Origin of the sequence: Nonomuraea sp. NBC_00507, assembly GCF_036013525.1 — a bacterium.
Classification (GTDB): domain Bacteria; phylum Actinomycetota; class Actinomycetes; order Streptosporangiales; family Streptosporangiaceae; genus Nonomuraea.
This window is the reverse complement of sequence record NZ_CP107853.1, coordinates 12,018,455-12,030,092: the sequence shown is the minus strand read 5'-3', so window position 1 is coordinate 12,030,092 and position 11,638 is coordinate 12,018,455. Positions and strand designations below refer to the sequence as shown.

Sequence of the window (11,638 nt, the reverse complement as noted above, 5' to 3'; positions counted from 1 at the left end):
GGGGTTACCCGCTTTCTCCCCGCTCACGAATACTGATGCCGCGTGACTGGCACTTCCCTCGAGGAGGAGTGGTTATCCGTGGCGGCTAATTTCGCGAACGGCCAGTGCCGATCTTTCCGGGGGGACGGGCGGCTCGACCTGCTGGTGCGGAACACCGAAACAGGCGAGCTCTTCGTCTATCCGCACAGCGGCGCGTTCAATGGCATGGACACCTTCGGCGACCCGGTGAAAATCGGCGAGGGCTTCGGCTGGCAGCGGTTCTTCTTCGTCCGCGCGGTGGACGTCTCCGGCGACGGGCGCGCCGACATCTGCGCATTCAGCGCCAGCGACTACGACATCAATCCCGGCGAGAACGGCGAGCACGGGTTCTTCCTGCTGCGGAACGTCGGCGGGCCGGGTGAGATCGGCCCTTTCGCCGAGCCGATCCGGGTGTCGAGCAAGCGCGACGACGGCCAGGAGTGGGAGACGATCGGGTTCGCCGACGTGACCGGCAACGGCGCCGACGACACGTTCGGCCGAGGCAAGAACGCCGGCAACGTGGACCTGTTCCCGCACCGTGACCAGGGCGTCGTGCGCGACGGCAGCTACGAAAAGGACCCGGTGCGCCTCACGGACGTCGGCGTCGACGACCTCCCCGTCGCCATGGCTGACTTCACCGGCAACGGCCTGCTCGACCTGCTGATCCGCCGCCCCAACGGCGACCTGGCGCTGTACGAGTTCGCCGGCCGGCCGGGCACGACGACCGACGGCACCTGGCACACCGTCGCACGCGGCTGGCAGGACATGCGGCTGATGACGCTCACGGACATCGACCTGGACGGGCGGCCCGACATGCTGGCGCTACGCTCCGACGGCACCTTGGCGGCCTATCAGCATTCCGGGAAATTCGACCCCGAGAATCCGCTGGACCTCTTTCTCGAACCGGTCGAAGTGGCCACCGGATTCGAAAAATACGACGTCGTCAGCTGATCGCTGAAGGCGTTCCACCGTCCCCTTCTCGCTCCGTCGGAATCAGGATTGGTTCAATGCACTCCGAACTCTCCTCCCGTGTTTCCTCCGACGACGCGGTGGCGATCGTCGGAATATCCTGCCGGCTTCCCCAGGCACCGGATCCGCAATCCTTCTGGCGGTTGTTGCGCGATGGGCGTGACGCCGTCACGGAGGTTCCCAGCGGCCGCTGGGACTCGCCGGAGACGAGCTCACTCCGCGGCGGCTTCATCACCGGGATAGCCGAATTCGACGCCGAGTTCTTCGGTGTGTCGCCGAACGAAGCCGCGATGATGGATCCGCAGCAGCGGCTGGTCATGGAGCTGAGCTGGGAGGCGCTGGAAGACGCCGGCATCCTGCCGGCGAGCCTGCGCGACAGCGGCGCGAGCGTGTTCATCGGCGCCATGGCCAGCGACTACGCCCAGCTGCTGCAGGGCAACGGCTCCGCCGCGGTGAACCGGCACAGCCTGACCGGACTCAGCCGGGCCCTGCTCGCCAACCGGATCTCGTACACGCTGGGGTTGCACGGCCCCAGCCTGACCGTCGACTCGGCGCAGTCCGCGTCGCTGACCGCCGTGCACCTGGCGTGCGAGAGCCTCCGCAACGGCGAGTCCGACCTGGCCATCGTCGGCGGCGTGAACCTCAACCTGACCGCCGAGGGCACGCTCGCCGCCGCGAAGTTCGGCGCCCTGTCGCCCGACGGCAAATGTTTCACGTTCGACGCCCGCGCCAACGGCTACGTGCGCGGCGAGGGCGGCGGCATGGTCGTGCTCAAGCCGCTGGGCCGCGCGCTCGCGGACGGCGACCGGGTCTACTGCGTGATCGCGGGCAGCGCCGTGAACAACGACGGTGGCGGCGACGGCCTCACCGTCCCCGACCAGCACGCCCAGGAGGAGGTCGTCAGGCTGGCCTGCGCGCGGGCCGGCGTGTCCGCGGCCGACGTGCAGTTCGTCGAGCTGCACGGCACCGGCACCAGGGTGGGCGACCCCGTCGAGGCACGCGCGCTCGGCGCCACGCTCGGCACGTCGAAGGAGCCGGGCGCGCCGCTGCTCGTCGGCTCCGCCAAGACCAACATCGGTCACCTCGAGGGCGCCGCGGGCATCGTCGGCCTGCTGAAGACCGCACTGGCCATCCGGCACCGGCAACTGCCCCCGTCGCTGAACTTCGAGACGCCGAACCCGCTGATCCCGTTCGATGAGCTGAACCTGCGCGTCAACACGGAGCTGAGCCCGTGGCCCCGGGCCGACGTGCCGCTGGTGGCAGGGGTCAGCTCCTTCGGCATGGGCGGCGCCAACTGCCACGTCGTGCTCGCCGAATATCCGCAGGAAACACCCGCGCGCGAGGCGGGCCCGTTGATCGGGCAGGACCTGCCCACGGCGCCGCTCATCGTGCCGCTGGCCGGGCTGACCGAGGCCGCGCTGCGCGGCCAGGCCGCACGGCTCCGTGACCACCTGACTGCCGCCTCCGACCTGGCGGGCACCGCGTACTCGCTGGGCACGACGCGCACCGCCTTCACTCACCGGGCGGCCGTCGTCGTGGACGATCCCGCGCAGTTGCCCGACGTGCTCGACCGGCTCTCCCGCGGCGAGCCCGCCGCCGAGATCGTGACGGGCGGGCCGGGCGCCGGCGGCATCGCGTTCCTCTACTCCGGGCAGGGCAGCCAGCGTCCCGGCATGGGACGCGAGCTGTACGGCGCGCATCCCGTATTCGCGCGGGCGCTCGACGAGATCGCCGGCTGCTTCGCGGGCGAGCTCGGCAGGCCACTCATGGACGTGATGTTCAGCGAGGCAGGCTCGCGCGAGGCCGAGCTGCTCGACCAGACCGGTTTCGCCCAGCCCGCGCTGTTCGCCTTCGAGGTCGCGCTCACCCGCCTGTACGAGCACTGGGGCATCCGCCCCGACCGGCTCATCGGCCACTCCATCGGCGAGATCTCGGCCGCCCACGTCGCCGGCGTGCTGACGCTGGCCGACGCGTGCGCCCTGGTCTCGGCACGCGGCAGGCTGATGCAGAGCCTGCCCGCCGGTGGCGCGATGGTCGCCATCCAGGCCACGGAGGAGGAGATCCTCGGTTCCCTCGACGCCTCGGCCGGCCTTGCCGCGATCAACGGCCCTGACTCCGTGGTCGTGTCCGGTACGGAGAGCCGCGTCGCCGAGATCGCCGAGGACTTCCGCGGCCGCGGCCGCAAGGTCCATCGGCTGCGCGTCAGCCACGCCTTCCACTCGCCGCTGATGGACCCGATGCTGGAGGAGTTCCAGCAGGTCGCCGAGTCGCTCACGTACCACGAGCCGTCTGTCCCGATCGTGTCCAACCTCACCGGCGCCACCGTGTCCGGCCGGGAACTGTGCTCGCCCGGCCACTGGGTTCGGCACGTGCGCGAGGCTGTGCGCTTCAACGACGGCATCCGCGCCCTCGCCGAGGGGGGCGTGACCACGTACCTGGAGATCGGGCCGAGCTCGGTGCTGGCCGCCATGGGTCCGGCCTGCCTGCCCGCCGACGCGGGCGCACGGTTCGCCGCCGCGGGGCGCGACAACCGCCCGGAGTGCCTCACCGCCGCCACGGCCCTGGCCGAGCTGCACGTCAGGGGCGCCGCCGTGGACTGGGCCGCGGTGTACCCCGGTGCCCGGCGCGTGCAACTCCCCACGTACGCCTTCCAGCGCACGCACCACTGGCTGCCCTCGACCGACGGCTCCGCCGGCCGGACGCCCGTGACGGACGGCTCCGCCGGTCAGACGCCGGCGCCCGCCGGACAGGGCGCACAGTCGCTCGCCGACCGGCTGCGCGGGATGCCGGAGCAGGCCAGGGAACAGGCGCTGCTGGATCTCGTACGGACCTGCATCGCGCTCGTCCTCGGCCACGCCACCTCCGCGACCGTCGACACCGGCGTCGCCTTCAAGGCGCTCGGCTTCGACTCCTTCAGCGCGGTCGAGCTCAGGGACCGGCTCATCGCGGCGACCGGGCTGCGGTTGCCGAGCTCGTTGTTGTTCGACTATCCCTCGCCGGCGACGCTGGCGGGGTTCCTGCGCGCGGAGCTGGCCGGAGAAGCGACGCCGGCATCGGTGTCGATGACGCGGACCGGTGGTTTCGACGAGCCGATCGCGATCGTGGGGATGGCCTGCCGGTTTCCTGGTGGCGTTTCCTCGCCCGAGGCTCTGTGGGAGCTGGTGGACGCCGGGACGGACGCGATCGGGGAGTTTCCGCTCGACCGTGGCTGGGATCCGGAGAAGCTGTTCGACCCGGATCCCGACGTCCCGGGCACCACTTATGCCCGGCACGGCGGCTTCCTGTATGAGGCGGCAGAATTCGATTCCGGATTTTTCGGGATTTCGCCGCGTGAGGCGATGGGGATGGATCCGCAGCAGCGCCTGCTGCTGGAGACCTCCTGGGAGGCGTTGGAGCGGGCCGGGATCGCCCCGGCCGGCCTGCGGGGCAGCCGCACCGGCGTCTTCGCCGGCGCGATGGCGCAGGACTACGGCCCAAGGCTGCACGAGGCCACGGGAAGCGCCGAAGGCTACGTGCTGACGGGCACCACCACCAGCGTGATCTCCGGGCGGATCTCTTTCTCGCTCGGTTTCGAGGGCCCCGCCGTGACAGTGGACACGGCGTGCTCGTCGTCGCTGGTGGCGCTGCACCTGGCGGCGCAGTCGCTGCGGTCGGGCGACTGCGACCTCGCCCTGGCCGGCGGCGCGACCGTGATGGCGACCCCTGGCATGTTCGTGGAGTTCTCCCGGCAGCGCGGCCTGTCACCGGACGGCCGGTGCAAGGCGTTCTCGTCCGCGGCCGATGGCACCGGCTGGGGCGAGGGCGTCGGCATGCTGCTGGTCGAGCGGCTGTCGGACGCGCAGCGCAACGGTCACCAGATCCTGGCGGTGCTGCGGGGCAGCGCGATCAACCAGGACGGCGCCAGCAACGGGCTCACCGCTCCCAACGGCCCTTCCCAGCAGCGGGTGATCCAGCAGGCGCTGGCCAATGCCGGACTGTCGGCCGCGGACGTGGACGCGGTCGAGGCGCATGGCACCGGCACCATGCTGGGTGACCCGATCGAGGCCCAGGCACTCATCGCGACCTACGGCCAGGACCGGGCCGGCGGACAGCCGCTGTGGCTGGGTTCGCTGAAGTCGAACATCGGCCACACCCAGGCAGCCGCCGGCGTGGGCGGCGTCATCAAGATGGTGATGGCCATGCGGCACGGGGTGCTGCCGCGAACCCTGCACGTGGACGAGCCGTCGCCGCACGTCGACTGGTCGGCGGGCGCGGTCGAGCTGCTCACCGAGGCACGTTCCTGGGACGAGCACGATCACCCGCGCCGGGCCGCCGTCTCCTCCTTCGGGATCAGCGGCACCAACGCCCACGTGATCATCGAGCAGAGCCCGGTGGCAGAGGCCGAGCCAGAGGTTTGTGCTCCGGCGTTGCCCGACGTGCCGTGGCTGCTCTCCGCCAAGAGCCCCGAGGCGCTCCGGGCGCAGGCCTCCCGGCTGGAGTCGTGGTTCACGGCGCACTTCCCCCCAGCGGACGATGATCTGGCTGGGCCGGCCGATGTGGGCCGGTCGCTGGCGACGAGCCGGGCGGTGCTGGAGCAGCGCGCGGTGGTCGTGGGCCGCGAGCGGGAAGAGCTGCTCGCGGGGCTGCGGGCGCTGGCCGACGGTTCGGACGCGCCCGGAGTCGTCACCGGTAGCGGCACCGGCGGGAAACTGGCCGTGTTGTTCACCGGACAGGGCAGCCAGCGGGTGGGCATGGGCCGCGAACTGGCCGCGGCCTTCCCCGTGTTCGCCGAGGCCCTGGAGGAGATCTGCGCGGCTCTGGACCCGCTGCTGCCCCGCCCGCTGCGCGAGGTGATGTTCGCTGACCCCGACGGGGTGCTGGACGAGACCGGCATGACGCAGCCCGCCCTGTTCGCCTTCGAAGTGGCCCTCTACCGGCTGCTGAACTCCCTCGGCGTCACGCCGGACGTGGTCACGGGGCACTCGGTCGGCGAGATCGGCGCCGCGCACGTGGCCGGCGTGTTCTCCCTGGCCGACGCCTGCACACTGATCGCCGCGCGGGCCCGGCTCATGCAGGGGCTGCCCCCCGGCGGCGCGATGCTGGCCGTCGCCGCCTCCGAGGCCGACGTGCTGCCGCTGCTCGAAGGCTACGAGGACCAGGTCGCCATCGGCGCGATCAACACGCCCACGTCCGTGGTGATCTCCGGCGCGGCGGCGGTGGTCGACCGGATCGCGCAGGACATCACCGTACGCAAGCACCGGCTGCGGATCTCCCTCGCCTCCCACTCGCCGCTGATGGAGCCGATCCTGGAGGAGTACGGCCGGATCGCGGCGACCATCACCTACCACGAGCCGGCCATCCCGGTCATCTCCAACGTCACCGGCGCGATCGCGGAACCCGGGCAGCTCACCAACGCCCAATACTGGGTCGACCACATCCGGCAGCCGGTCCGCTTCGCCGACGGCGTCGCCGCCGCGGCGGCCGCCCTCTTCGTCGAGGTCGGGCCCGACGGCATCCTGACCGGGCTCGCCCAGCAGACGCTCTCCGACGGCGTCTTCATCGCCGCCGCACGCAAGGACCGCGACGAGGTCCGCACGTTCGTCCAGGCCATCGGGCAACTCCACGCCTGCGGCGTCGCCATCGACTGGAACACCTACCTCGGTGCCTCCGCCCGCCACGTCGACCTGCCCACGTACGCCTTCCAGCGGCAGCGGTACTGGCTGGAGGCGCGCGGCCCTGTCGACCTGCCCACCGAGCACGTCGGGCTGTTCGGCGTCGACTGGGTGCCCGCGCCCGCCGCCACAGCGCTCGACACCACAGCGCTCGACACCACAGCGCTCGACACCACAGCGCTCGACACCACAGCGCTCGACACCACTGGGAGCTCGGCATCGGAAGACGTCCTGCTGCCCTGGGAAGAGGACGACGAGGCGGACGGTGCGGCCAGGGCGCGCGCGGCCGTGCTGCGCGTGCTCTCCGCCGTCCAGGAGTGGGTCTCCGGCGAACACCCCCCGTCCGCCCGGCTCGTGGTCGAAACCGGGGCGGTGATGGGCGAAGCTCCCGACCCGGCCGCCACGGCGGTCTGGGGCCTGGTCCGCTCCGTGCAGACCGAGTACCCCGGCCGCTTCGTCCTGCTCGCCCGCGACGGCGGCGCAGAGGTCACCGCGGCCCTCCCCCATGACGAACCGCAGCTGGCGATCATCGAGGGCAGGACGCTCGTCCCCCGGCTGTCCCGGCGTGAGCAGCCGTCCGGCGAGCCCACGTGGCTCGGTGACGGCACCGTACTGGTGACCGGCGCCACCGGCGCGCTCGGCCGGGCGGTCACCAAGCACCTCGTCACCCGGCACGGCGTCAGGAACCTCGTCCTCGCCACCCGCGACCCGCGGGCGCCGGGGGCCGTCGAGCTGGCGGCGCAGCTGGCCGAGCTCGGCGCACACGCCGAACTGGCCGGCTGCGACGTCACCGACCGCGCGGCGCTGGCCGCGCTCATCGCCTCCTGCCAGGAGCTGACCGGCGTCGTGCACATCGCCGGCGTCCTGGACGACGGCGTCGTCTCGGCGCTGAGCCCCGGACGGCTGGACACCGTGTGGCGCACCAAGGCGGACACGGCCTGGCTCCTGCACGACCTGACCAGGGACCGCGAGCTGTCCGCGTTCGTGTTGTTCTCCTCGATCGCGGCCACGCTTGGCAGCGCGGGCCAGGCCAACTACGCCGCCGCCAACGCCTTCCTCGACGGCCTCGCCCGGCACCGCCACGCGCTCGGCCTGCCCGCGACGTCGGTGGCCTGGGGCCTGTGGGAGAACTCCACGGAGCGCGGCGGGATGGCGGGCGACCTCGACACCGCCGACCTGGCTAGGTGGGCCCGGCTGGGTGTCGCGCCGATGCCGCGGGACAAGGCGCTGGCGCTCTTCGACGCCGCGCTCGCCGGTGAGGCGGCGACGACCGTCGCGGCCAGGCTGAGCCTTGCGAAGGTCGCCGACCCCGTGCCGGTGCTGCTCCGCACGATGCTGCCCCGGCCGGTCCAACGCGGCCGGGCCGGCGAGATGGGGCTCGCGCAGCGTCTGCGCGAACTGGACGCCGACGGGCAGGAACGTACGCTGCTCGATCTCGTACGAGGCCAGGCGGCTGTCGTGCTGGGCCACGTGACACCCAGCGTGATCAGCACCGCGGGCGCCTTCAAGGACGCGGGCTTCGACTCGCTGACGGCGGTCGAGCTCAGGAACCGGCTCATTACGGCGACCGGGCTGCGGTTGCCGAGTTCGTTGTTGTTCGACTATCCGTCGCCGGTGGCCCTGGCCGGGTTCCTGCGTGGTGAGCTGGCAGGTGATGCGGAGCCGACGGCGGCGCCCGTGGTGCGGGCCGGTGCGTTGGATGAGCCGATCGCGATCGTGGGGATGGCGTGCCGGTTCCCGGGCGGGGTGACCTCGCCGGAGAGCCTGTGGGAACTCGTCGTCTCAGGCCGGGATGCGGTGGGAGAGTTCCCGGTCGATCGCGGGTGGGATCTGAAGCGACTGTTCAACCCGGACCCGGATGGGCGGGGGACGTCGTATGCGCGGCATGGCGGATTCTTGTACGAAGCGGCGCAGTTTGATTCCGGATTTTTCGGGATTTCGCCGCGTGAGGCCTTGGCGATGGATCCGCAGCAGCGCCTGCTGCTGGAGACCTCGTGGGAGGCGTTCGAACACGCCAACGTCGACCTGAGCGGGTTGCGGGGCAGCAGGACCGGGGTCTTCACCGGCATCGCCGGGCAGGACTACGGACCGCGGCGGCACGAGGGCCCGGAGAGCGTGGCCGGATACCTTCTGACCGGCGGCTCGACCAGCGTCGCCTCGGGCCGGGTGGCTTACACCTTCGGGTTCGAGGGCCCCGCCGTGACGGTGGACACCGCGTGTTCGTCGTCGCTGGTGGCGCTGCACCTGGCCGCGCAGTCGCTGCGGTCGGGCGACTGTGACCTGGCCCTGGCCGGCGGCGCGATGATCATGTCGACGCCGGGCACGTTCGTGGAGTTCTCCCGGCAGCGCGGGTTGTCGCCGGACGGCCGGTGCAGGGCGTTCTCGGCTGCCGCCGACGGCACCGGCTGGGCCGAGGGCGTGGGCGTACTGCTGGTCGAGCGGCTGTCGGACGCGGAGCGCAACGGTCACAGGATCCTGGCGGTGCTGCGGGGCAGCGCGATCAACCAGGACGGTGCCAGCAACGGCCTGAGCGCCCCCAACGGACCGTCGCAGCAGCGGGTGATCCGGCAGGCGCTGGCCAGCGCCGGGTTGTCGGCAGCCGACGTGGACGTGGTGGAGGCGCACGGCACCGGAACGACTTTGGGCGATCCGATCGAAGCCCAGGCCATCCTGGCCACGTATGGGCAGGACCGGCCGGCGGGCCGGCCGTTGTGGCTGGGATCGCTGAAGTCGAACATCGGGCATGCGCAGTCGGCGGCGGGTGTGGGTGGGGTCATCAAGATGGTGATGGCCATGCGCCACGGGCTGCTCCCCAAGACCCTGCATGTGGATGAGCCGTCGCCGCATGTGGACTGGTCGGCGGGCGCGGTCGAGTTGCTGACGGAGGCTCGTCCGTGGGATGAGCTGGATAGGCCGCGGCGGGCTGCGGTGTCGTCGTTCGGAGTCAGCGGCACGAATGCGCACGTGATCATCGAGCAGGGTCCGGTGGCGGAGCCTGGGGTGGTTGCGGCGGGGTTGCCGGTGGTGCCGTGGGTGGTTTCGGCGAAGAGTCCGGAGGCGTTGCGGGCGCAGGCCGCTCGGCTGGTGTCGTGGGTGACGGACCAGCTGGAGCCGGCTGATGTGGGCTGGTCGCTGGCGACGGGCCGGACGGTGCTGGAGCAGCGCGCGGTGGTGGTCGGCGGAGATCGTGACGAACTGCTGGCGGGGCTGCGGGCGTTGGCCGATGGCTCGGACGCACCCGGTGTGGTCACGGGCAGCGGTTCGGGCGGCAAGCTGGCGTTGTTGTTCACGGGTCAGGGCAGTCAGCGGGTGGGCATGGGCCGCGACCTGGCAGAGGCGTTCCCGGTGTTCGCCGAGGCCCTGGCGGAGATCTGCCAGGTTCTGGATCCGTTGCTGCCTCATCCGTTGCGTGAGGTGATGTTCAGCGGTTCCGGCGATGTGCTGGATGAGACGGGAATGACGCAGCCGGCGTTGTTCGCGTTCGAGGTCGCCCTGTATCGGCTGCTGGCCTCTTTCGGGGTGCGCGCCGATGTGCTGGTGGGGCATTCGGTCGGGGAGATCGCCGCGGCGCATGTGGCGGGGGTGTTCTCGCTCGCGGATGCGTGTGCGTTGGTCGCGGCGCGGGCCCGATTGATGCAGGCGCTGCCGTCGGGCGGGGCGATGCTGGCGGTCGCCGCCCCGGAGGCCCACGTGCTGCCGCTGCTGGAGGGCCGCGAGGACCTGGCCGGGATCGCGGCGGTCAACGGGCCGGCCGCGGTGGTGGTCTCCGGCGAGCAGGACGTGGTGGAGGAGATCGCCGCCCTGCTGGCTGAGCGGGGGGTGCGGACGCGTCGTCTTCGGGTGTCGCATGCGTTCCATTCGCCGTTGATGGAGCCGATGCTGGCCGAGTTCGCTGAGGCGATCGCGGGTCTGACGTTCCACGAGCCGGACATGGCGATCGTGTCTAACGTGACCGGGCGACTCGCCGAGCCGGGCCAGCTGACCAACCCCGGCTACTGGGTGGACCACGTGCGGCAGGCGGTGCGGTTCGCCGACGGCATCGCCGCCACCGGTGCGGCGGTGTTCCTCGAGGTCGGACCGGATGGTGTCCTGACCGGGCTGGCGCAGCAGAGCCTCGACAGCGGTGTGTTCGTCCCCGCCGTACGCAAGGACCGCGAAGAGATCCGCACCCTGGTCGAAGCCCTCGGCCACCTCCACACCAACGACATCCCCATCGACTGGAAAGCGCTCCTCACCCCTGGGCGGCCGGTGGACCTGCCGACCTACGCCTTCCAGCACCGGCGCTATTGGCTCGAATCCGGCAGCGCGGGCGGCGACGTGACATCCGCCGGGCTCAGCGCCGTCGACCACCCGATCCTCAGCGCGCTCGTCCCCGCCCCGGACTCCGACACCCTCACCCTCACGGGGCGACTGTCCCTGACCGCACTGCCCTGGCTCGCCGATCATGCGGTCAACGGCACGGTCATCCTCCCCGGCACCGGCTTCCTCGAGATCGCGCTGCGCGCCATGGCGGAGACCGAGGACTGCGAGACGGTCTCCGAGCTCACCCTGCACGCACCCCTCGTTCTCACGCACGACCACCCCGTACAGCTCCAGGTGGTCATCGAAGGACGGGACGACAGCGGTCTGCGCGGCATCGCCCTGTACGCGCGTACCGAAGACACCACCACCTGGCAGCGGCACGCCCAGGGAACGCTCAGCCCAGAGGCCCCCGCGCCCGGCTTCGACCTCGCGCAGTGGCCGCCGCCCGGCGCGCACCGCGTCGGCATCGACGACCTCTACCACGACCTGGCCGTATCGGGCCTGGAGTACGGCGAGACGTTTCAGGGCCTCGTGGGCGCCTGGCAGCAGGACGACGCCGTCTACGCCGAGATCGTCCTGCCCGACCAGGTGCAGGCGGGCGCGGAGCGGTTCAGGTTCCACCCGGCGCTGCTCGACGCGGTGCTGCACTCCATCACGCTCGGCGATCTCCTGCCCCGCACCGAGCCCGGGCGCCCGGC

Annotated in this window: 2 protein-coding genes (1 of these 2 only partly in view); both read left to right on the top strand. The window is 71.6% G+C overall.

All coding sequences use genetic code 11. From position 1 onward, the window contains the following. Positions 1–42 precede the first annotated feature (42 nt). On the top strand, positions 43–969 hold the full coding sequence (locus OHA25_RS57005; RefSeq protein ID WP_327585120.1) for an FG-GAP repeat domain-containing protein: 927 nt from the start codon (positions 43–45) through the stop codon (positions 967–969). A gap of 56 nt (positions 970–1,025) precedes the next feature. Further along, on the top strand, positions 1,026–11,638 hold the 5' end (the start) of the coding sequence (locus OHA25_RS57000) for an SDR family NAD(P)-dependent oxidoreductase (protein WP_327585119.1). Its footprint extends 22,225 nt past the window's final position; 10,613 of the gene's 32,838 nt are visible here — the first part of the coding sequence; the start codon lies at positions 1,026–1,028; its stop codon lies beyond the right edge, outside the window.